This window comes from Paenibacillus sp. FSL K6-2393, assembly GCF_038002545.1.
Lineage (GTDB): Bacteria > Bacillota > Bacilli > Paenibacillales > Paenibacillaceae > Paenibacillus.
In genome coordinates, this window is sequence record NZ_JBBOCU010000001.1 from 1,516,696 (window position 1) to 1,540,741 (window position 24,046).

Here is a 24,046-nt window from a genome sequence, read left to right on the forward strand (position 1 = left end):
ACTACCCCTCTTTCCCGGTTGAAAGTACAGGCTATCAACATAAACGGGACAAAGCCGTTGTTCTTCATCCTATGCCAGTCCTTTATCTTCTCATGACAACTTGGACACGATTAACAAAAAGAACCATAATCAGCAAGAAGGAATATGATCAGGCGAAGTCGAATCATGTAATATTGATGCCGCATAAAGGCTTGGATGTATGAAGGGAGGCTCCCCGTTGGAAGAAATGAATGATGTGGAGTTGGAACAGTCAATAGAGATGCTCTGCCGTAGCAAAGCGGAGGAATTAAGGCTTGTCGGTTACGAATATGTCACCAGCAAAGATGTCTGGAATTGCGTCAGTCATAAATATGAAAAACAGGGCATTCCACCGCTTCACCAGCTGGTGAACGACATTTTGTCACTGAAAGCAACAAGCTTTATGAACTTTATGACCGTGTCTGCATACCGGGGGTCCTCTTTCTAGACGAAAGGGATCTTTTTTGTTGAAAATTGACTGCTTTTTACGGCATCGCTATAATAGGAATATTGAGAACGAAAGGGGATCTAGGAACGGCATGAAAAGAATTATCAGTTTCATTCTGGTCGTGCTTGTCACCACAGGGGTAATGGTGGGAACAAGCCCGGAACTGCTCAAAAATATACGCTTGGGCCTTGATTTAAAGGGAGGCTACGAGATCTTATATGAAGCAGAGCCGCTCGAAGCAGGTCAACAAGTCACCAAAGCATCTTTGGTGCAAACGGCCAAAAGTCTTGAAAGCCGCGCCAACGCGCTCGGAACAAGCGAACCGGAGGTAACCACTGAAGGAAGCAACCGGATTCGATTGAAGTTGGCAGGGGTTACGGATGAGGCTGAAGTTAGAGCCAAAATGAAAGAACCGGCTGTTTTGACCTTCCGTAGTAAAGCTGAGAACGACAAGGAAGGCGAATACACCAAAATTGAACTTCGCGGAAATGAATTTGTTGAGAATGCAGCCAAAGTTGTTTTTACAAGTTTGAATCAGCCGATGATTGACATTCAAGTGAAAGACAAAGCTAAGTTTTCCGAGATTACCAAACGTTTGATCGGACAACCTCTTGCTATCTATCTGGATGATCAACTACTTTCTGCACCAACAGTTCAACAACAGTTGACAGATGGATCTGCCCAAATCTCAGGTGCCTATTCACGTGACGAAGCAAACCAGCTTCGTGACACCATTAACCTGGGTGCATTGCCACTGAAACTTACAGAGAAGTATTCACAAAGTGTTGGTGCAACACTTGGTAAGCTTTCTCTGGATCAGACCATTAAAGCGGGATTGATTGGTTCCGTTATTATTCTAGTGTTCATGATTGGGCTTTATCGCATTCCTGGTATTATCGCGAGTTTTGCCTTGATCACACATACGTGGCTGGTACTTGCAATCTTCTATTTAGGAGAATTCGTGCTTACCCTTCCAGGTATTGCGGCATTTATCCTGGGTATAGGGATGGCGGTGGATGCCAATATCATCACGTACGAACGGATTAAAGAAGAGATGCGCAGTGGTAAGTCGATCTTGTCTTCGGTTAAAGCGGGTGGTAAACATTCCTTCCGAACAATCATTGACTCCAACATCACAACCATTATTGCTGCGGCTGTTATGTTCTTCTTGGGAACAGGTGCGGTTAAAGGTTTTGCACTCGTGCTGATTTTTGATATTGTCACCAGTATTATCACGAATATTTTCTTCTCCCGCTTCCTGTTGACCCTGCTTGTACGGGGTAACGTGTTGAAGAAGCCTAAGTACTTCGGAGTGAAGGAGAGTGAAATTCGTGCGCTTTAATTGGAATTTTGATTATGTTAAAGGTAGTAAGATTGCCTATATCTTCTCGATTATTCTGACGATTACGGGGATTATCAGCATTCTGGCTTTGGGTTTGAATTATGCGGTTGATTTCCGTGCTGGATCGAATGTGGATATCTCGGTATCCAAAGCAATCACAGCGGAGCAGATTAAACCTATCGTTAAGGACATCGGTGTTGATGAGGGTGATGTTACCATTACACCGGGGGCTGACCGTGTAAATGTTCGTTTCTCCAATGAATTGGATGAGACTCAAGAGAGCAAATTTAAACAGGAATTTACCAAATTGGATGCATCGGCTTCCTATGAAGTAAATACCGTCGATCCAGAGATGGCCAAAGAATTGGAGCGCAACGCGATCTACGCGGTACTCATTGCAAGTATCGGGATCATGATCTATGTTGCGATCCGATTTGAGTGGCGCTTTGGTTTGGCTGCGGTTATCGCACTCTTCCATGACGCATTTGTTGTAATAAGTGTGTTCTCTATCTTCCGTTTGGAAGTCGATCTGACCTTTATTACTGCAGTATTAACCATTGTCGGGTTCTCGATCAACGATACGATCGTTATCTTTGACCGAATTCGTGAGAATCTGCGTTTTGCCAAAAAGACAACCAAAGCCGACTTGCGTGAGGTAGTCAACCGCAGTTTGGCTCAAACGATGACACGTTCCCTGAATACAACATTCACCGTGTTTGCAGCTTCAATCTGTTTGTTCATATTTGGTGGAGAATCCATTCGCATGTTCTCGCTTGCGATGGTTATCGGAACACTGTTCGGCGCATATTCTTCAATCTATATCGCCGCTCCACTATGGCTGATGCTCAAAGGTAAACAAGTGGAAAAGCCAAAAACAGTAGCTAAAGAATCTAACTAAACATCTTATTGTGAAGCCGCGTCTGCCAGGCGCGGTTTTGCAACTTTATGTACAGAATTAAGGGGGAATATTCATGACCAGAGAACATATCCCATCTGCTCAGGCTGCCACATGGAGCGGTATTGCCGGTAATATGGGACTTGCGGTGATCAAAGCGGGAGTCGGTTATATGGCAAACAGCAAATCATTGCTCGCTGACGGCTTGTATTCTGCTTCTGAAGCTGGTTCTGCCCTGGCTGGTCTCTTTCCCTCCAAGTCTGTACGCGATAAGAGCAAGGCTCGCAGGGGACGGTTTAAAGAACATTCAAGTGTTGCTAGACCCGGAATCTCAGTATTGTTATCTGTGCTAATCCTTATGGGTGGATTACAGCTTGCCATCTCCGCATTGGGTAGTCTCTCCGGAAGTGATCCGGAAGCACCCGGCAAGTCGGTACTTTTGGTGGCTGTTGCAGCTCTGGCTGTGAAAGAAGCGATTTTTCAATTTCAGTACAGATATTTCCGTAAACGAAATCAGTCTCAGGCGCTGGCTTATGCACAGCAACATCGCCGTGCACTCTATTGCTCGCTCACCGTATTAATCGGTATTATCGGTTCGATGGCTGGTGAAGAGACGGGCTTGAGCATGTTGCTCTACCTGGACCCCACGGCTGCGTTGATTGCTTCCTGTTTTGTGCTTCACAAGGGTTACCGAATGATTGTGGACACGGTGTATGGTTCACTTGTTCAGGAACTGGAACAGGAAGAAGCGTCCGATTTCAAAGAGACTGTACAGCGAGTATATGGCATCATTACCATTGAGCATTTGGTTGCACGTGAACAGGAACATGACGTTACGATTGAGCTGGTCATTAGTGTGAATCCAAGAATCTCAATACTGGAAGCACAGGAGATTGCTAATCGGGCCAAGACTCTACTGTTAACCCGTTTCAGTCATGTGAAAGAAGTACAGATTCAAGCGATACCTTATGATCCAGGCTATCCTTATAAATCCAATCATGAACTGCCCGATCACGAAGCGACATTAATTCAGTAGTGAAGCGCGGGTCCAGTAGATCAGGAAAGGAGCGTTATCATTGCTTTATTCGCAATACCGGTGGAATACACCGAATATCGATTTGGAGGCGGCTGCGGGACTCTCGCAGGCGCTTTCCGTTTCACCCCTTGTTGGACGTTTGCTTGTGAGTCGAGGAGTGCACAATGAGAAGGAGGCCGAACGTTTTTTGCATCCTGATCTGAATCAGATGCATGATCCCTATCTGCTCCTCGGCATGAATGAAGCTGTGCCACGTATCAAGCTGGCATTGGAGCGGGAAGAACATATTTTGATCTACGGGGATTATGACGCTGATGGCGTATCCAGCACATCACTCATGATCCATTTGATGCGTCATCTTGGGGCTTCGTACGATATATATATCCCTCATCGCTCGAATGAAGGGTATGGATTGCACAATCATGCGTTGGATTGGGCACATCAACAGGGCGTCTCATTGATAATTACCGTGGACACCGGAATCAGTGCTGTTGAACAGATTGCCTATGCGGCAACGCTGGGCATCGAAGTCATTGTGACAGATCACCATGAGCCGCCTGAAATTTTGCCCGAAGCCTTTACACTTATTAATCCGAAACTTCCAGGCTGTCCGTATCCTTTTAAAGGTTTGGCAGGAGCAGGAGTAGCCTTGAAGCTCGCTCAGGCATTAATCGGGGAAGTGCCCGGTGAATGGATGGAGATTGCCGCCATCGGTACCGTTGCCGATCTGATGCCTTTGGAAGGGGAGAACCGGGTTATCGTCAGTTATGGAATAGAATCGATGCGTGGTTCACGTCTTCCCGGTGTAAGTGCATTGCTGGAAATCAGTGGTGTGGATCAGAGTCAGGTGACTTCAATTAATATTGCCTTTGCCATGGCACCTCGTATTAATGCCAGTGGACGTTTGGATCATGCTGGGAGAGCCGTATCACTTCTCACCACCGAGAATCTGGATGAAGCTCATACGCTTGCGGGCCAGCTTGATCTATTGAATCGGGAACGGCAGCAAGTCGTAGAGGGCATATTACAAGAAGCAACAGCACAGTTGGAACAAAAGATACAGCTTCGTTCAGGATCCGTTCCAGATGTAATCGTATTGGCTGGTGAGGGCTGGAACGTTGGAGTGGTTGGTATTGTGGCTTCCAAATTGCTGGAGCGTTATTACCGACCTACACTTATCCTTGGGATCGATCCAGAGAGCGGTGTCTGCAAGGGCTCTGCGCGCTCCATTGAGGGCTTGGATATCTACGAGGCGCTCACAGTCAATAAACACACTATGGACCATTACGGGGGACATCCTGCTGCAGCAGGTATGACCTTGCATCGGGATCAGTTGGAAGAACTTGAGGCTGGTTTGAATAAGTTTGCTGCATCTGTATTGACTGAAGAGGACTTTGTACCTCAACGTCTTGCGGATGATGAATGCAGAATCAGTGATGTTCCACTGAAAGTAATCCAGGAGATCGACAGATTGCAGCCTTTTGGGATGAGCAATCCTTCGCCACGGTTTGTATTGAGAAGTGTGACTGTGAAGGAAACCAGAACAATGGGACGAGAGAAACGCCATCTGAAACTGGTTCTGGAACAGGATGGTCAGCAACTGGAAACCGTCGCTTTTGGCAAGGGAGCGTTAGCAGAGTTTCTTCTCCCAGGTTCCGTTATTGATGTGATGGGAGAACTGTCTATCAATGAATGGAATGGGGTGAGAAAACCTCAACTGATGCTTCAAGACATTCATGTTCCTCAGGTCCAAGTGTTTGATTTGCGCGGTAATGCCGAGCCATTAAATGCGATGAAACATTTCTTGAGCTCACTTGAGGTACATCTGCGATATAAATCTGGTTCTGTTGGTGCTATTGTTCGGAAAGAAACAGACGTTTCCGAGGGAAATTCATTGTATGAACCTTGCCTTTGGGTATATGATAGAAAGGTCGGGTTATTTCCGTGTAATGCTGCTGCACAGCATTATGGACAGGAACAAGTCCGGACGTTATTTGTGTTTGATACGCCGGAAACCCCGGAACAACTTAATGCCATGCTGGCTTTGTTCAGTGGAGCTGAGAATATCATCCTTCTGCACGGATCAGGCAACCGCCGAGATCGCCTTCAGATGCCTTCCAGAGAACTCTTTAAGCGTATTTATATGCAGGTGTTGAAATGGAAAGCTGAACCCGTGGAGGAACAAGAGATTACTCCTGTGCTCAGTCGTCAGTGTGGTTGTTCGCCGCGCATGATTACGATGATGTTGGATGTATTCGAAGAGTTATCCTTCATTACCCGTGATAACGGCAAAATTGCGTTTGTGGATAACCCGCCTAAGCGTGAACTAACCGCTTCACGTCACTATCAGGCGCTCGAAAATATGGCCGAGATAGAACAGGTGATGCTGGATGCAGCCACACCGCAACTGACACAATGGATGATATCCCGGATGAAGGGCGTATCTTAGATGGAAGTTTGTGTATTTATTTTAGGAGGAGATTATTTTGGATTTTAAAGATTATATTCGTGTCATTCCTGACTTTCCACAACCGGGAATCAGCTTTAAGGACATTACAACATTGTTGAAGGATGGAGAAATGTACCGCAATGCGATCAATGAACTGAAAGTGATGGTTTCTGATCTCAAAATTGACGTTATTGCTGGACCTGAAGCACGTGGTTTCGTTGTGGGCGCCCCTCTGGCATATGCTCTTGGTGTCGGTTTTGCTCCGATTCGCAAAAGTGGAAAATTGCCTGGAGAGACGATTGAAGTTGGTTATGATCTCGAGTATGGCAAGGATACACTCGCAATGCACACAGATGCGATTGAAAAAGGTCAAAATGTCCTGATCGCAGATGATTTGCTCGCAACGGGTGGAACGATTGCAACTTCCATCAACTTGATTGAACAATTGGGTGGGAACGTTGTTGGTGCAGCCTTCCTGATCGAGCTGTCTGATCTGAATGGTCGTGCTAAATTGCCAGAGAAAATCGATGTATTCACATTGATGAACTACTAAGTTTAAAATCTCCACTTGGAGTGTTGTGATTAAAACCTGAATTGTTTTTCCCTTTTCCCGGGAAATAATATACAGCATTAATGATTATCAAAAAGCCTGTTCTTCCAACCTAAAGGTTAGGGAGAACAGGCTTTTTGATGTGTATACGATGAAAATTAATCGGGCGTTTTTTCAGTAATAGGCTGTTTTTGCGAATCGTCATTTAACCAACCCAGGACTTCAAACAGTTTGAACAACAAGCTCATCAGGATTCCGACGATGGTTGCCAATGCCATCCCTTTCAGATGAACGCCGTAGAAGGTAACTTCTGTACCACTCAGTCCGATGACCAATACAAGTGTAGTAAGCAGCAGATTGGTCGGTTTGGCAAAATCGACTTTCTGTTCAACCAGAATACGCAGACCGGATGCAGCAATAACTCCGAACAGAAGCAGGGATACCCCACCCATAACAGGCACAGGAATGTTAGCTACAAGCGCAGAGAATGTTCCTGAGAAGGAGAGTACAATTGCAATGACTGCTGCGCCACCAATGACATATGTGGAGTATACGCGAGTCAGTGCCATAACACCGATGTTCTCACCATAGGTTGTATTGGGAGTAGATCCTACAAACCCGGACAAAATGGTGGAGACCCCATTACCAAGTAGGGAACGATGAAGGCCAGGGTCTTTCGAAAGATCTTTACCCACAATGCTGCTCGTTACAAGCAAATGTCCAATATGTTCTACAATAACCACGAGTGCTACAGGTAAAATGGTGAAGACAACAGACCAGTCAAATGTAGGAGTGGTTACGGTTGGCAGTGAGAGAAAATCAGCGTTTCCAATAGCCTGTTTATCAACCAGACCCATAGAATAGCCAAGGATATAACCCACTACAATACCGATTAGAATATGAATGATTTTGGGGAATCCACGGAACGTTACGGCTCCAATGACAGTGATACCGAGTGTGGCCATGGATAAAATAATGGGTTTGGCCTGCGGCACCCAGTTCGGGTTAGCAACAGGATCAGAATTAATCAAACCAGCCATTTGCGCTGCAACAGGTACAAGCTCCAGGCCGATCAGAGCAACGATGGCACCCATAACTGCTGGTGGGAAGACTACGTTAATCCATCCTGTCCCGGCATATTTAATAATTAAAGCCACCAGGCAGAAAACAAGTCCAGTTATAATAAAAGCTCCAAGTGCCATGGAATAACCGTTCTCTGGATGGGTTTTCAATACCGAAGTGACAGGAGCAATAAAGGCAAAACTGGACCCAAGGTATGCGGGGATCTTTCCTTTACACATCAGTATGTACAACAGTGTTCCAATTCCGTTCATCAACAGGATCATACTTGGATCGACACCGAACAGGTTAGGTACAAGCACCGTGCTGCCAAACATGGCGAACAAATGCTGAAGGCTAAGCAGTGAACCTGAGCCAAGTGGCATCTTTTGATTAACCTGAATTTCGCGTTGCAATGAATTTCATCTCCTTTTCCGAAACACAAACTTTCAATAGATTACAGAGTTTCTCTTAATTAAGCAATAACATTTTTGACGTAGCAGAGCGATGGAATTTATATTTTCATGAATTTTCCTTCTATTTCAGCAAATAACGGCAATAATACATAAGAAATAAGAAATACATTCAATCCCCTGTGAGTCATAGGGAAATGGGTTAGAAGTAATTCAGATCACGAATATAAAAATTGGATAAGCGCTCTTATTCGTCAGCAGTTGACGGGAAACGGGCGAAGCGTCATAATTATAGGAAATTACTTTTACGGGGAACCTGTGTTGCAGCACTGTCACGGGTTCCATTTGGTATAGAAAGGACACGGAACAGATCAGAATGGGCATAGAGCAATTACTCGAGAAGGCCGGGGCATATATCAAAGAACCCGATCTGGTGCGCATACGAGAAGCTTACGAATTTGCTGATCAGGCCCACCATGGACAGACGCGAAAATCGGGAGAACCGTATATTCTGCATCCGCTTGCGGTTGCCGACATTGTTGTGAACATGCAGATGGACACCATCTCCATAATAGCAGCGCTTCTTCATGATGTAGTAGAGGATACTACGGTCTCACTTGAAGAGATCCGCAATCATTTCGGCAATACGTGTGCCATGCTTGTTGACGGCTTGACGAAGCTGGAACGTATTCAGTTTCGCTCCAAGGAAGAACAGCAGAACGAGAACTACCGCAAAATGTTCATCGCCATGGCGCAGGACATCCGTGTCATCGTGATTAAATTGGCTGACCGTCTGCATAATATGCGGACACTCAAGTTTCAGTCGGAAGAAAGCCAGCGCCGGATCTCATATGAGACGCTGGAAATTTTCTGTCCGATTGCGAACCGTTTGGGTATCTCTGCGATCAAATGGGAAATGGAGGACATCGCCCTCCGTTATTTGAATCCGCAGCAGTACTATCGAATTGCAAACCTGATGCACAAAAAGCGTGCGGAACGTGAGCAATATATTGATACGGTTATGGATGGGATTACGAACAAACTCGATGAGATGGGAATTCAGGCAGACCTTTCGGGCCGCCCGAAACATATCTACAGCGTGTTCAAAAAAATGACCACCAAAAATAAGCAGTTTAACGAAATTTATGATCTGCTTGCCATTCGTATTATTGTGGATAATATCAAGGATTGTTATGCTACCCTGGGAATTATACACACGTTATGGAAACCGATGCCTGGACGCTTTAAAGACTACATTGCGATGCCGAAGGCGAATATGTATCAATCGCTCCATACAACGGTAGTTGGTCCCAATGGCGAACCAACGGAAGTACAGATCCGGACATGGGATATGCACCGGACTGCTGAATTTGGTATTGCTGCCCACTGGGCCTACAAAGAAGGCGCTGCGAACGGAAATCATTTTGAAGATAAGATTACGTTCTTCCGTGAAATTCTTGAACTTCAAAACGAAGCACAGGATGCATCAGAATTCGTAGAGTCACTCAAAATGGATTTCTTCTCTGATCTGGTATTTGTATTTACGCCAAAAGGAGAAGTCATCGAATTGCCGATCGGCTCTGTTCCTTTGGATTTTGCTTATCGAATCCATACGGAGGTTGGTAATCGGACCATTGGTGCCAAAGTGAACGGTCGAATTGTTCCGCTCGATTATCATCTGAAGACAGGTGATATCATCGAAATTTTGACGTCCAAACATTCTTACGGACCGAGCCAGGACTGGTTGAAGATTGCGAAATCTTCTCATGCACGTGCGAAGATCAAGCAATGGTTCAAGAAGGAACGCCGTGAAGAAAACGTTGAAAAAGGTCGAGAGAGCTGTGAGCGTGAACTGAAACGCATGGGGCTTGATCCTTCTGCGTGGATGACGGATGACAAGTTGATGGAAGCTGCCAAAAAATATGCGTTTAACGATATTGATGACATGCTTGCGGCTGTTGGATTCGGTGGGATTACTGCTGCACAGATTGTAACCAAAGCAACCGAAAAACTGCGTAAAGAGCAGGAAGAGTCCAGTTTGTTGGAATTAAATTCCGAGATGCGCGAGCTGAAACCTGCACCTGAGCGGAGAAATCGACCAACCAACGGTATTCGTGTCAAAGGCATCGATAATCTGCTTGTTCGTTTCGCACGATGCTGTAATCCTGTACCTGGGGATGACATTATCGGATATGTTACACGCGGACGCGGCGTTTCCGTTCACCGTAGTGACTGTCCAAATATCCCGACAAGTGCAGACGGAGAAGAAGCAGCACGTGTGATTGAGGTCGAGTGGGAAGAGAATATCGAAGCGAGTTACAGTGTGGATATTGAGATTACAGGTCATGATCGGAATGGCTTGCTCAACGAGGTACTTCAGGCTGTATCCGAAAGTAAAACCAATATATCTGCCGTTACAGGACGGACAGACAAAAATAAATTAGCATTGGTGCACGTCACAATACTGATTCGTAATACGGATCATCTGCAATCCGTTGTAGAACGGATCAAACGGGTGAAAGATGTTTACTCGGTGCATCGGATTATGCAGTAAGGAGCCTGTAAGATGAGGGTGCTTGTACAACGCTGTAAAGAGGCTCAGGTGACCGTGGGAGACGAGCTGACAGGTAAGATCGAATCCGGATTAATGCTGCTCGTAGGCATTACCCATGAGGACACCGAGAAGGATGCCCAGTATCTGGCTGACAAAGTTAGTGGGTTGCGGATATTTGAGGATGATCAGGAGAAGATGAATCTCAGCCTGCTTGATGTAGGCGGTGCTGTATTGTCTGTTTCCCAGTTCACCCTGTACGGAGATTATCGCAAAGGAAAGCGTCCGAGCTTTGCGGCTGCGGCCCGACCTGAAGCGGCGGAACGGTTATATGAAACGTTTAATCAACTACTACGGAATAAAGGTATTCAGGTTGAAACCGGACGTTTCGGAGCGATGATGGATGTAACATTTACCAACTGGGGACCCGTGACTTTGATGCTTGAAAGTCCGGTTCGTCAGGAACCACGTGCATAATTTCATTGGGTTCAGGCCATAATAAGGGATAATTCGTTGATGACTATTTCATGATCAAAGGAGTATCCATCCAATTATGCGCCAATCTGCGAAAGAAACACGTACCCGTTCAGAACCTTTGTTACTCCCTGGCAACCTGTATGAATCTTTGCACCTTGCCCGTTCGGCTGCTGATTATGTTGCAACGATCTGGGCACTTCAGGATTCGGACAAAGGGAAGCAGAGTCATCTTCCGCGATCTTGAATGTTTACACAGGTATATAAATATCCGATATTCTGGATTATACAGATTCTGAAAAAGTCCTGATTCCTTCCCGAATCAGGACTTTTTTTCGTGAGTAGAACTTTTTAAGTATTTGTTTGACGACTTCGTTACAAAATGAAATTACATCAAATTGTTATAAATTGCTCTGGTGAGGGTAATAACAAAGCGAGGCACAACGAAGTGCCAATGTACTGCAAGACCCGATTTTATAAAGAAAGTTCGAACACGGAAAGGAGAACATACGTTATGAGTAAAGTTGCTTTTTTATTGGCGAATGACTTTGAAGATTCGGAGATGCAGGTTCCGTATGACGAAGTAAAAAAAGCTGGACATGAAGTGGAGATTATCGGGTTAAAAGCCGGTGAGACCCTTAAAGGTAAAGGAGGAAAGGCCTCCTACACTACAGATAAGGCAATCGCTGAGGCATCCGCTTCAGATTATGATGCAGTCGTGATTCCAGGTGGATCATCCCCTGAGAATTTGCGAAGTGATGCGCACATCTTGAAGTTTGTCACCGAGATCAACAGTGCGAAGAAAACAATCGCAGCGATCTGCCATGGTCCGCAAATTTTGGCTAGTGCCGGTCTGTTGAAAGGCCGCACCATTACATCCTATCCACCACTTAAGGATGACATGGTAAACGCAGGAGCAGAGTTCAAGGATCATGAGGCGGTTGTGGATGGAAACTATATTACATCCCGTACGCCTGAAGATGAGCCAGCGTTTGTACGTGAACTGCTAAAAGTTATATAACTTCAGCTAGTACAACTGACATATATTGATGTATCTTAACTACGTTACATCGTGGGGTTACGAAACTTCACGTTGCATTTCATTCCGAAAAAGGAGGGTTTGACATGACAAAACATATTCAGGCGTATTTTCGAACCGAAGACGAGGCAGAGGGAGCAAGAACTTCACTTCAGACGTTCCGTACAGAGCATTTGGAAGTAGGTCAACTCGATAGTGCGGTAGGTAGAGACACGCGTGTTATGGTACCACTGGTGCCATATAATACGGCGGGTGGCGTAGGCACTAACGGAGCAATGGGTGTAGGTGCAGCCCCAGGCGTTCCAGCCAGTGAAAATGTGATCCCCGTGGTAGCCAATGTGGATCGTGATGCAGAACGGGATACTCGTGACAGAGTGAATGAGGATGGAGACATGCTGAATGCTGCGGATGTGTCTTCGGCCGATTATGATGATCTGCATTATGTTCTGTCTGCCAAAGTAAGGGATGAGGATTATGACGAGATTGTTCATAAGCTTCGTTCCAACCATGCCTATGTGGAAGAGTTGAACTAACGTGTAGATACTTCTTGGCCCTTGCACTGCTTGACTACAGAGTCGGGTAATGTGCAAGGGTTTTTCAATTATAAATATATTAAAAAACACAATTATAAAGCGCTATCATTTTTGTAATATTACTGTAATATTAGTTACATAAGCCTTTAACATAGTGGGCTTATAATAACACACATGACCCCCTTTTTTTATATATCCTTTGAGCCTGCACACCGTGTGCAGGCTATTTTTTTTGAACTGAGAATGTGTATGTTTTGGGCAGAGCTTACCCCTTTATTCAATTTTTGCTAGAATAGAGAGATGGGTTTATATATTCTACAGCGAATTGTTTTCATAGTTGGGCTACATTGGACGGTAAATCTAGCTCCAGCGATTGGGTTCAGGCGAATCCAATCCTATGACAAAGAGTATGAGGAATTCATCGCCAGAGTGATCCGTCATATTCCAGATGAACATATACTCGCTGAAACGGCCCCGCCTTTTTATATAAGTACGGGGCAGCCGTTTCTGCTTGATCGATGGAATTTGAAAGTTATATAGAATGCCTCGTTTGAGAAATGACACCTACAATGCTAAAGCAACAGAGTTCTCATGCGAATGGCTAGAGACAGATTTAAGGGGGAATTAGTTTTGAGTAAGGTTGGAAGAAATGATTTATGCCCATGCGGTAGTGGGAAAAAATATAAGAAATGTTGTCTGAACAAGGAGTCCTCTGCAGTAGAATCCATACTGGGGATAATATCAACGGAGCAACCAGTTCGGGAAGCCTCCATTCAGCCTGAGAGCAAACTGACCTTGACCAAGCTGAAAAAAATGGTGGCAAGCGATTTGAAATGGGAGCATCCGGCTCACGAACAGCTGGCTCTGCAGACTATTGAGAACATGAGGAAACAATACGAGCCAGAGGTAATTTTGGAAGCTCTGGTGTTATGGAACGGCTACTCCCGTCAGACCCGCCCTACTGTGAAGAAGACAGGCTCGTTCTCTGCTGCAATTGAGTATTTGCTGTCCGAGGAATACGGCTTCAATGTCTCAAAGGCTGAGCTGGCTGATAAATATGAGGTAACGACAGGCACGATCTCCCGGAAGGTTAAGGAGATGAATAGTTACATCGAAGAATACGGCATGGGCGGTGAAACGGATGAGCTATTGATGCTGAACGGCCCAGGCACATCGAAAGACAAAGCACAGGCTCTGCTGGATAAGGCGAGGGAAGCCAGTTCTTCCAAACGGAGAGTACAGCTGGCGGAAACAGCGCTGGAGATGTATCCTGACAGTTCTGATGCGTATCTCATTTTGGCTGAGGAATCCGACAATGAGAGTGATGCACGATCTTACCTCAAGGAAGGAATCGCTGCTGGCAAACGTGAACTGGGCGAACTGTTTTTTGAGGAGAACAAAGGGGACTTCTGGGGGCTTCATGAGACTCGTCCCTATATCCGGATATGCAAAAGCTATGCCGAATCCTGCTGGTTTGGCGGAGATACGAAAGAAGCAGCACAGATCCTGGAGCATATGCTAGAGCTTAATACGGAAGATAATACCGGAGCACGTTACCTGCTCGCTGCTGTGTATTTGTACAGCAACCAATTGGATCAGGCAGAGCAATTGCTGGAGGAGTATGGAAAAGGTGACGCTGCAACGGCCTTTGCCTATGACCAGATCATTCTGGAGTATAAGAAAAACGGAATCACCTCCCAGCTTAAAATGCTATACCGTGTGGCCCGAGGTGTGAACAAACATGTGCCTGATTACCTGTTGGGTTTGAAACGGCTGCCGCATAACCTCCCTGACTTTGTCGGAATGGGCGACTCAGACGAAGCGATTGCATATGTCATTATGCATTCCCGTTTATGGGCGAGCGCGCCGGATCTGTTGAAGTGGATGCTGAAACAATAGAGGAATAAGAAGCGAATAGAAGTTGGAATTCATAGATGAATCCAGCTTCTATTATCCGTGATTTCTGTGACTCCCCCATCCGGTGCAGTGTGTGAGCAAATTTTTTAGAGCTATCTTTTTGTGTTAACCCTTGACTTTAGCACTGCGGTTCATTACAATCAGAAAATAATACGTTGACTATAGTCAATACAAGTCGATTTTTGAACTATATTACTGATTTGATGACGGGACCAAGTACTCCGTGCCCACATGACCAGAGAGGAATCCCAAGGCTGTAAGGATTCTCTTGATGAGCGGACGAATGACTTCCCCGAGAACAGACGGCGAACATAACAGAAATGATCTGTTGACTAGTAGCCGGCCTGCGCAGGACGTGCGTTACACGTAGAGCGGAATATCTGCTTGATCAGGGTGCCCTTGGCAATCCTGAATCACCAGAGATCACCTGAACGGCTAAAGTGTCAGGTTTCCGGAATGTGGGTGGTACCACGGGTGAATGTATATTACACAATCTCTCGTCCCTTTGTTTGCTATACATAGCAGACAGGGCGAGGGATTTTTTTGTTATATAAGTTGATTCTAACATTTATACCATAACGGAGATTGTAGAACCAATCTGTAGAAGCGAAGCGTTCGTCTAAAAGCTTTCTGAAAGAAAGCTGCATCGGAAGCATATGCTATCCCAGGATTTTCACATTGGAAAATTAATTCAAAAAATCTGGGGATAACAGCGATCGAAAGATGGTACTACAGTCGGAGAGACCAGGTGTAACATTCTGGATTAAATTTTAGAGAAAAAAATCAATGCTGGAGGGATCAAGATGGCTTTTCAAAAACCGACTGGAACGCAGGACTTACTGCCTGGAGTTGTCGAGAAATGGCAGTACGTAGAAGAAAAAGCACGAGATCTGTGTCGACGGTTTAATTACCGTGAGATTCGTACACCGATCTTCGAACAGACTTCTTTATTTGTACGCGGTGTAGGAGAGACTACCGATATCGTTGAGAAAGAAATGTATACCTTTGATGACAAAGGCAATCGCAGCATGACTCTTCGTCCAGAGGGAACAGCGGGGGTTGTCCGTGCGTATGTAGAGAATAAAATTTACGGCGAACCGGATGTAAGCAAGCTGTATTATATCGGTCCGATGTTTCGGTACGAGCGTCCGCAGGCGGGCCGGCAGCGTCAGTTCCACCAGTTTGGTGTAGAAGCCATCGGTGCGCTGGACCCGGCGATTGATGCCGAAGTAATTGCACTGGGCTACCAGTTGTGTGTAGAGCTCGGTTTGAAGGATGTCAAAGTGGAGATCAACTCTGTTGGTAACTCGACCAGCCGTGCAGAATATCGTGAGACGTTACTTGGATTCCTTAGACCGATGAAAGACAGCCTGTGCAAGGACTGTCAGTCCCGGATGGAGCGTAATCCGCTACGTGTGCTCGACTGCAAAGTCGATCAGGAAAAATTCGTTGGGGCACCGTCCATACTGGATAGCTTGGATGAAGAGTCTTTGAATCACTTTGCCAAGCTGCAGGCATACCTGGATGATTTCGGAGTGGATTATGCTGTGAACAATCGTCTGGTACGGGGCTTGGATTATTACACGCTGACTGCGTTTGAATTAAAAGCCCAAGGTATTGGAGCGATTGATACGGTTGGCGGCGGTGGTCGATACAATGGTCTTGTTGGTGATATCGGCGGACCTGATCAGCCGGGCATCGGCTTCGGTATTGGTCTGGAGCGTATTCAACTGATTCTGGAGCACCAAAATATTGAGGTTACTACGCTGGCTCCACTTGATGTGTACTTTGTTGCTCTGGGAGAGGCTGCTGATCGTGAAGTAAACCGACTGTTGTTCAAACTTCGTCAGTCTGGACTGTCTGGGGAACGTGATTATCTGGGCCGCAAGATGAAAGCACAGATGAAATCAGCTGACCGTTTCAAATCCCGCTATACTGCCATCCTTGGTGATGACGAGCTGGAGCGTGGTGAGATCGCCCTCAAGTCGATGGATACGGGTGAGCAACAAACCGTGAAGCTTGATGATCTGGTAACAGCAATTCGCGAAGGCAAATAAGCACGAATTGTTACATTAAGTCTTAAACATTCAAGTAAAACAATTGATCCGGCAAAATTACTGAGGTTCACCGACGATTCCAATTAACCGGAAGTTGGCGAGCCAGAGGTAACATGCCTTTTCGAATACATGGTCTACACGTAACCGGACTGTTGAAGAGCAGGTACTAACTGCCCATACAGAACGGAAATTCACATAATGAGGAGTTTGGTTATGAAAAGAAGTCATCATTGCGGCGCATTAACACCCGCACACATCGGTGAAACAGTAACATTGAACGGTTGGGTTCAGACCCGTCGTGACTTGGGGGGCGTACTCTTCATCGATCTGCGTGACCGCAGCGGGATTGTACAAGTTGTCTTTAACCCGGCTTATTCCGGTGAAGCTCTGCAAATCGCAGATCGCGTACGTAGCGAGTATGTTATCGCTGTAACAGGTAAAGTTGTTAAACGTGATGCAGAAACAGTTAATAAAAACCTGCCTACTGGCGAAATTGAAGTTCAAATCACTGAAATCGAAGTGCTGAACGCGGCAAAAACACCTCCATTCTTCATTGAAGATGGTGTCGAAGTTGATGAATCCCTTCGTTTGAAATATCGTTACCTGGACCTGCGTCGTCCGGAAATGTTCGAAACACTGAAACTGCGTTCCAAAGCATCCAAAGTGTTCCGTGACTACCTGGATGGAGAAGAGTTCGTTGAAGTGGAAACACCGATCCTGACAAAGAGCTCCCCGGAAGGTGCGCGTGATTATCTCGTACCGAGCCGTGTGCATGAAGGTGAATTCTTCGCCCTGCCGCAATCACCGCAAATTTACAAACAATTGCTGATGGTCGGCGGACTTGAGCGTTATTATCAGATCGCTCGTTGTTTCCGGGATGAGGATCTGCGTGCAGACCGTCAACCAGAATTCACTCAAGTCGACATCGAGACTTCTTTCCTGCAACAGGATGACCTGCTGCCAATGATGGAAGAACTGATGGCCAAATTGCTGCGTGAAACCAAAGGCATTGAGCTGGAACTGCCTTTCCAACGGATTACGTATGCAGATGCAATGGGTAAATACGGTTCAGACAAACCAGATCTGCGCTTTGGTATGGAACTGGTTGAAATGAACGATATCGTAGCAAACAGTGGTGTAAAAGTATTTGCTTCTGTCATCGAAAAAGGTGGAGAAGTGAAAGTGCTGAACGCTAAAGGCTGTGGCACATGGAGCCGTAAAGAGATCGATGATCTTGGACCATTTGCTGCACGTTACGGTGCGAAAGGTCTGGCTTGGATTCAAGTGAAAGACGGCGAGTTCAAAGGGCCAATCGTGAAGTTCTTCACGCCTGAAGAAATCGAAGCTGTCAAAGAACGTACAGGTGCTGAGGATGGCGACTTGTTGCTCTTCTCCGCAGACACGAAAAAAGTGGTTGCTGACGTTCTGGGCGCATTGCGTCTGAAAATCGGCCGTCAACTTGGATTGATCGATGACAGCAAATTCAAATTTGCTTGGGTTGTGGACTTCCCACTCCTCGGATATGATGAAGATGCGAAACGTTATGTGGCAGAACACCATCCGTTCACACGTCCAAAAGATGAAGATGTACATCTCTTCGACACTGATCCGGGTGCAATCCGCGCTCAAGCCTATGACCTTGTTCTCAATGGTTATGAAGTAGGTGGCGGTTCGATGCGTATCTACAAACGTGATGTTCAGGAGAAAATGTTTGCTGCCCTTGGACTCTCACCAGAAGTAGCGAATGAGAAATTCGGCTATCTGTTGGAAGCATTCGAATATGGAACTCCACCGCATGGTGGTATTGCCTTTGGTCTGGACCGCCTCGTGATGTTGCTGGCGGGCCGCACGAATCTGCGTGAAACGATTGCTTTCCCGAAAACGGCAAGTGCAACGGATCTGCTCATGAATGCACCTTCCGAAGTGGATGACTCGCAATTGGAACAACTTCATATCCGCGTAGCCCGTAAACCGGTAGCGGAAAAGAAATAAAGGAGGCATCGATTCTCAATGCTCCATCAATTTTCAAGAACAGAACTTGCGATCGGACCTGAAGGTCTGGACGCATTGAAGAATAGTACAGTCGCTGTGCTCGGTATTGGCGGCGTAGGTGGAATTGCTGTAGAAGCTCTTGCCCGTAGCGGTGTTGGGCGCATCATCCTGATTGATAAAGACGTAGTGGACATCACCAACATTAACCGCCAGATTCATGCGCTGACCACGACAGTGGGGCAGAAAAAAGCGGATCTGATGGTGGAACGTGTGAAACTGATCAATCCGGAATGTGATGCAATTGCATTAAATATGTTTTACACGGAAGAGACGTATGAGGAATTGTTCAAATATGAACTGGATTATGTGCTGGATGCATCCGACACGATTATCTACAAAATCCATCTCATTAAAGAGTGTCTGAAACGTAAAATTCCGATGATTTCCAGCATGGGTGCGGCGAATAAAATGGATCCAACGAAATTCCAGGTTGCGGATATTTCGAAAACGACCATGGACCCGATTGCCCGTGTTGTGCGTACCACACTTCGTAAAGACGGCATCAAAAAAGGTGTAAAAGTGGTCTTCTCGACTGAAAAGCCGATGAAACCGCGTGAGGACGTAACACAAAAAATCGTTCCCGAGAATGCTCCGGAAATTCGCAAGGCTAAACAGCCACCTGCGAGTAACTCATTTGTACCTCCGGTAGCCGGACTGATTATGGTCAGTGTTGCGATTAAGGATTTGTTAGAAATTGCAGAGAACAAGCAGCAGTAACTTGCTGCCAACTGAAGAAGCGTGGATGCTGATAATGCATCTGCGCTTTTTGGTGTGATCATACTTCGCAAGACGGAGCGGATGGGACGTCAATCGTCTATGATAGACGAACTGCATACCTGGACAAATGTCAGAGTTACGTCATGTACTTCAAAGTCAAAACCGTGTATGATATTCACTGCTGCGCGAAATGATGATACATACATAAAGATTTTGCGGCCATATAAGCTGAATAAGATTTACACAAGAACGAAGAGGACAGAAGAAACCTGAAGAAGCAGAGCGTTCGCCTAAAAGCTTTCTGAAAGAAAGTTACATCGGAAGCATACGCTATCACCGGATTTTCCCTTTGGAGAAGGAAATGCAAAAAAATCTGGGGATAACAGCGATCGGAAGGTTGTTCTGTCCGCGTAGTGGTGGAGTGTAAATACTCAGTTATTCAGCCTATATAGAGAGAGGGGAATAAAACGAAATGAAACACGGATGGATGACCAAACGTCTTGGCATGGAACCAGGAGACCAGTGGAAAAAGGAAGTTGTGGCGGGAGCCATTTCCTATTTTGCCGTGGTCTATATCGTTATGGTCAATGCTACAATTCTTTCCGATGCCGGAATGCCATTGCAGGCAGCTATGGTTGGAACCTTGCTGACATCTATTGCAGGCTGTTTGCTCATGGCATTTGGCGGAAAATCACCGATTATCGTGGTACCCGGAATGGGGATTAATGCATTTTTTACGTATACACTCGTACATTCCATGAAATTAAGCTGGCAAGAAGCACTGGCCGTTGTAACCGTTACAGGTATACTGTTTGCCATTGTTGCGTTTACGTCACTATACAAAATGATCAGCGAAGCAATTCCAAAAAATTTGCAGCATGGCATTACGGTCGGGATAGGTTTGTTTCTGACATTTATCGGTTTGCAAAAAAGTGGAATCGTTATCGCACACCAGACCACGTTTGTTGCGATTGGGCATTTCAATGATCCAAATGTCATTACAGCCTGCGTTACGCTGGTGCTTGCCTTAATTTTATTTATACGGAACGTACAGGGTGGACTTCTGATCAGTATTCTGGTCGGGACAGGTCTTGCCTATGTACTTGGAGCAGTGAACCCGGGTGAGTCCGTATCAGCGATGGATGCGTTGCGTCAATACGGTGGGTTGTTTGGCGAATTGTCTTTGATAAAGCTGGCTGATGTCGCCTTCTGGATCGCAGTATTTTTGCTACTGCTAATTGTGGTGTTCGAAAATATCGGATTAATTACCGCTCAGACACAGATGATTGGTCGTCCAGAGCGGTTCAAAGGAAGTCTGCGCGCCTTATCCATTAGCACCGTGTTGGCAGGTGTATTCGGAAGCAGTCCTCCAGTTGCCGCAGCAGAGACTACAGCCGGAATTGCCGCAGGCGGACGCACAGGCTTGACTCCACTCGTTACAGCTGTGTTATTCGGGGCTACTTTCTTCTTCATCCCACTACTCGGTTACATTCCGGACAGTGCCATTGCTCCCATTTTGATCATTATTGGTGGCCTGATGGTGCAAGCTGTGAAAGATATGGATTTTGGTGACTTCACAGAGGCATTCCCAGCATTTCTAATCATGGTCATGATTCCATTTACATATAGCATTGTGGACGGTATGGCGTTTGGGTTTATTGCCTATCCATTAGCGAAGCTGGCAGCAGGTCAAGGTAAACAGGTACCTGTGGTCATGTATGGCATTTCCATCCTCTTTTTAGCCAATTTTGTGTTACATGGTATCTTGTAAAGCTATGTTAACTAACAAAAGGCAACGTCATGTAATTTCATACGTATGATCTCTGGTGAGCAGATGGAGAACGGGAGGAACGGGAATGGAAGAACAGCAACAAGCAGGGCATAATGAACCGAAGGTAGGAAAAAAGGGATTTAAGGATTTCGTCAAGCTTATTGCTTCCACGAACCCGCCAAAACTGATCCTGATTCTGGCCCTCATTTTAACCCTGATTCAAACGACGGCCGGACTGATTGTGCCACTGATGACCAAAGGTCTGATTGATGGACTTACCACTTCGGCACTGAACAAATCTGTTATTTTGTTATTGCTTGGGGCATTTGTGATTCAGGCGATTGCCTCAGGTATCAGCATTTATATGTTGAATTACGCAGGACAACGCGTGGTCGCAACGCTTCGCACGAAGCTGTGGAACAAGGTATTGTCGCTGCGAATGCCGTATTTCGATCGCAACCGCACTGGCGATACCATGAGCCGAATTACGAATGATACAAGCCAGATCATGACGTTGATCGCGGATTATCTGGTTTCTTTTGTGTCAAACATCGTTGCCGTTGTGGGTGGCGTGGCGTTACTGTTCTATTTGGACTGGGTGATGTCGCTCATTATTCTGAGTCTGGTGCCACTTACGCTGTTGATCCTGTTGCCGGTGGGTAAGAAGATGTACAAGATCTCCAAGAAACAACAGGACGAGATGGCAGGTCTTACGTCTGTACTTAGTCAGGTTATCGGTGAGATCCGCTTGGTGAAGGCCTACGGAACAGAGAAACAGGAATCAGAAGCAGGAGATTCCCGGATTCGTAAAATGTTTGCTTTTGGCTTGCAGGAAGCACGTATCCTCGCTCTGATCGGTCCCTTGTTTACATTTGTCATGACTGCCGTGTTGGTCGTTATTCTGGGTGTGGGGGGAATGCGTGTAGCGTCTGGACTGTTGTCGCCTGGTGAACTGGTTGCGTTCATATTGCTGTTGTTCCAGGTCATTATGCCAATGGGGCAATTCACGACGTTATACTCCCGTTTGCAAAAAGTTGTAGGTGCAACGGAGCGCATACAAGCCATCCTTGCCGATGAGGAAGAACCACATCACAGTACCAAGGTAGCGCCAAAAGGAAATGAGACGATTACATTCCATGATGTGCACTTTTCCTATGTCACAGGTGAGGAAGTGCTGCACGGGATCAATCTGACGGTTCCCACGCGCAAGGTGACAGCCATTGTAGGTCCAAGCGGTAGCGGAAAATCAACACTGTTCTCTTTGATGGAGCAGTTCTATATGCCCGATTCAGGCCATATTTCATATGGGGGACAAGCCATAACAGATTATTCTTTGGCCTCCTGGCGTAGCAAGATTGGGTATGTATCTCAGGAAAGTCCACTTATGGCGGGTACGATCAAAGACAACATCACGTACGGATTAGGTCGTGAGGCCACGATGGATGAGATCCGGCGAGCTGCTGAGATGGCCTATTCTGCCGACTTTATCGACAAGCTGCCACAGGGTTATGACACGGAAGTGGGCGAGAGAGGAATTAAGTTATCCGGGGGCCAACGTCAGCGGATTGCTATTGCTCGTGCCTTACTGCGCAGTCCGGATATTCTTATGTTGGATGAAGCCACATCCAGTTTGGACAGTACCTCGGAATATGAAGTACAACAGGCTTTGTCCAACCTGATGGAAGGCAGAACCACGATTGTGATAGCACATCGGTTGTCCACAGTAGTGGACTCCGATCAGATTGTTGTATTGGAGCATGGACATGTTACCGGAACAGGAACTCATAAGGAATTAATTAGCAATCACCCGGTATACCGTGAATTAGCTCAAAAACAGTTTGTGGCACAGGAAGGAAATGCAGCTACGGTACAAAACGAAGAGTAATTCTCATTAATGCAGGGTCTCCGTTATACCCATGAGGTATTTAACGGGGATCTTTTTTCTAGTTCTATAAATTCATAATATTTACAATAAGACCAACATACTCTATATTATAGATACCGACCGTTGGTATGTATAAGGAGGGACTTATGGCCAGAAATAAATACCCTGAGCAGACACTGGACCTGATTCTGACAGTCTCAACTCAAATGTTTACCGAAAAGGGATATGAAAAGACCAGTATTCAAGACATTATAGATGAATTAGGTATGTCCAAAGGTGCAATATATCATCATTTCAAATCCAAGGAGGATATCCTTAGTGCAGTGATGGAGAAGGAGCTTGGGCGGGCAGAAGAGATGTTTATGGAACTCATCCAGAACACGCATGCTCCGGATGCCAGACAGAAGCTCATCAGTATTTTGGAAAATATTATCGTTGATCCTGGAATCCAGTCCAACTCAATTGATCAGGTTCTAAGCACTCAGATCAAGAATCCACAGTTTGTACTTGGTGGAATCAGGAAGGGGGTTCTGAAGGATGCTCGAATTATTGCCGACATTATGGAACAGGGCAAGGAGGATGGGTCCATTTCAGTCGAATTTCCTTTGGAGTGTGCCGAAATATTCATGTTGCTCGTCAACATTTGGATTAATCCCTTACTTTTTGGCCGAGATCAGGGACAGACATTGGAGAGACTCAAGTTTCTACAGCACATGATGAAGCTCTTGGGAGCAGATATCGTTAGCGAACAGCTCATTCAGCGAATTACGAATCGGCATGCCAGCACGGGGGGCTATGCGGAGGCGGAATAAACATACACCTATTGTTTGAAATGGAGAG

General features: G+C 45.9%; 19 protein-coding genes. 18 read left to right on the top strand and 1 reads right to left on the bottom strand.

Going from position 1 to position 24,046, the window contains the following annotated elements; all coding sequences use genetic code 11:
* Positions 1–226: 226 nt before the first annotated feature.
* The 6 genes from MHI14_RS06635 to MHI14_RS06660 all read left to right on the top strand — a co-directional run bounded on the left by MHI14_RS06635 (position 227) and on the right by MHI14_RS06660 (position 6,741).
* On the top strand, positions 227–466 hold the full coding sequence (locus MHI14_RS06635; RefSeq protein WP_036617497.1) for a post-transcriptional regulator: 240 nt from the start codon (positions 227–229) through the stop codon (positions 464–466).
* A 91-nt stretch (positions 467–557) separates the two neighbouring features.
* The gene (secD, locus tag MHI14_RS06640) at positions 558–1,808 is read left to right on the top strand and encodes a protein translocase subunit SecD (RefSeq protein ID WP_133385900.1); all 1,251 of its coding nucleotides are present in this window, start codon (positions 558–560) and stop codon (positions 1,806–1,808) included.
* Positions 1,798–2,706, top strand: coding sequence for a protein translocase subunit SecF (gene secF, locus MHI14_RS06645; protein ID WP_091027615.1), 909 nt, complete (start codon positions 1,798–1,800; stop codon positions 2,704–2,706). The genes secD and secF overlap by 11 nt, the downstream gene beginning before the upstream one ends.
* Before the next feature lie 73 nt (positions 2,707–2,779).
* Positions 2,780–3,739, top strand: coding sequence for a cation diffusion facilitator family transporter (locus tag MHI14_RS06650; protein ID WP_091027617.1), 960 nt, complete (start codon positions 2,780–2,782; stop codon positions 3,737–3,739).
* A 40-nt stretch (positions 3,740–3,779) separates the two neighbouring features.
* Positions 3,780–6,188, top strand: a complete 2,409-nt coding sequence (recJ, locus tag MHI14_RS06655; RefSeq protein ID WP_341130037.1) for a single-stranded-DNA-specific exonuclease RecJ — start codon at positions 3,780–3,782, stop codon at positions 6,186–6,188.
* Between the two features lie 37 nt (positions 6,189–6,225).
* Positions 6,226–6,741, top strand: a complete 516-nt coding sequence (locus MHI14_RS06660) for an adenine phosphoribosyltransferase (protein ID WP_091020472.1) — start codon at positions 6,226–6,228, stop codon at positions 6,739–6,741.
* A 155-nt stretch (positions 6,742–6,896) separates the two neighbouring features.
* Here MHI14_RS06660 and uraA read toward each other — a convergent pair whose 3' ends face one another.
* Positions 6,897–8,213 carry a uracil permease gene (uraA, locus tag MHI14_RS06665; protein WP_341130038.1) on the bottom strand — a complete coding sequence of 439 codons (1,317 nt, stop codon included), beginning with the start codon at positions 8,211–8,213 and terminating at the stop codon, positions 6,897–6,899.
* A 373-nt stretch (positions 8,214–8,586) separates the two neighbouring features.
* Between uraA and MHI14_RS06670 the strand changes: the two genes are divergently transcribed.
* The 12 genes from MHI14_RS06670 to MHI14_RS06725 all read left to right on the top strand — a co-directional run bounded on the left by MHI14_RS06670 (position 8,587) and on the right by MHI14_RS06725 (position 24,018).
* Positions 8,587–10,764: a RelA/SpoT family protein gene (locus MHI14_RS06670; RefSeq protein WP_091027624.1), complete on the top strand. Its 2,178-nt coding sequence runs from the start codon at positions 8,587–8,589 to the stop codon at positions 10,762–10,764.
* 12 nt (positions 10,765–10,776) lie between these two features.
* Positions 10,777–11,238, top strand: a complete 462-nt coding sequence (gene dtd / locus MHI14_RS06675; protein WP_341130039.1) for a D-aminoacyl-tRNA deacylase — start codon at positions 10,777–10,779, stop codon at positions 11,236–11,238.
* Positions 11,239–11,314: 76 nt separating this feature from the next.
* Positions 11,315–11,482, top strand: coding sequence for a hypothetical protein (locus MHI14_RS06680; protein ID WP_165980258.1), 168 nt, complete (start codon positions 11,315–11,317; stop codon positions 11,480–11,482).
* Positions 11,483–11,749: 267 nt separating this feature from the next.
* A complete protein-coding gene (locus MHI14_RS06685) occupies positions 11,750–12,256 on the top strand; it encodes a type 1 glutamine amidotransferase domain-containing protein (protein ID WP_249911878.1) in 507 nt (168 codons plus the stop codon).
* Positions 12,257–12,360: 104 nt separating this feature from the next.
* A complete protein-coding gene (locus MHI14_RS06690) occupies positions 12,361–12,807 on the top strand; it encodes a hypothetical protein (protein ID WP_091027632.1) in 447 nt (148 codons plus the stop codon).
* Positions 12,808–13,437: 630 nt separating this feature from the next.
* Entirely contained in the window at positions 13,438–14,706 is a 1,269-nt protein-coding gene (locus tag MHI14_RS06695) for an SEC-C metal-binding domain-containing protein (RefSeq protein ID WP_341130040.1), read from the top strand.
* Between the two features lie 821 nt (positions 14,707–15,527).
* The gene (gene hisS, locus MHI14_RS06700) at positions 15,528–16,781 is read left to right on the top strand and encodes a histidine--tRNA ligase (protein ID WP_091027641.1); all 1,254 of its coding nucleotides are present in this window, start codon (positions 15,528–15,530) and stop codon (positions 16,779–16,781) included.
* Between the two features lie 213 nt (positions 16,782–16,994).
* Complete coding sequence (gene aspS, locus MHI14_RS06705; RefSeq protein WP_091027644.1) at positions 16,995–18,773, top strand: aspartate--tRNA ligase; 1,779 nt, start codon at positions 16,995–16,997, stop codon at positions 18,771–18,773.
* 18 nt (positions 18,774–18,791) lie between these two features.
* A complete protein-coding gene (locus MHI14_RS06710; RefSeq protein WP_091020457.1) occupies positions 18,792–19,550 on the top strand; it encodes a tRNA threonylcarbamoyladenosine dehydratase in 759 nt (252 codons plus the stop codon).
* Positions 19,551–20,022: 472 nt separating this feature from the next.
* Positions 20,023–21,321, top strand: coding sequence for an NCS2 family permease (locus MHI14_RS06715; RefSeq protein ID WP_341130041.1), 1,299 nt, complete (start codon positions 20,023–20,025; stop codon positions 21,319–21,321).
* Positions 21,322–21,406: 85 nt separating this feature from the next.
* A complete protein-coding gene (locus tag MHI14_RS06720) occupies positions 21,407–23,206 on the top strand; it encodes an ABC transporter ATP-binding protein (protein ID WP_341130042.1) in 1,800 nt (599 codons plus the stop codon).
* Between the two features lie 146 nt (positions 23,207–23,352).
* Positions 23,353–24,018: a TetR/AcrR family transcriptional regulator gene (locus MHI14_RS06725; protein WP_133385891.1), complete on the top strand. Its 666-nt coding sequence runs from the start codon at positions 23,353–23,355 to the stop codon at positions 24,016–24,018.
* The last annotated feature ends 28 nt before the right edge of the window (positions 24,019–24,046 follow it).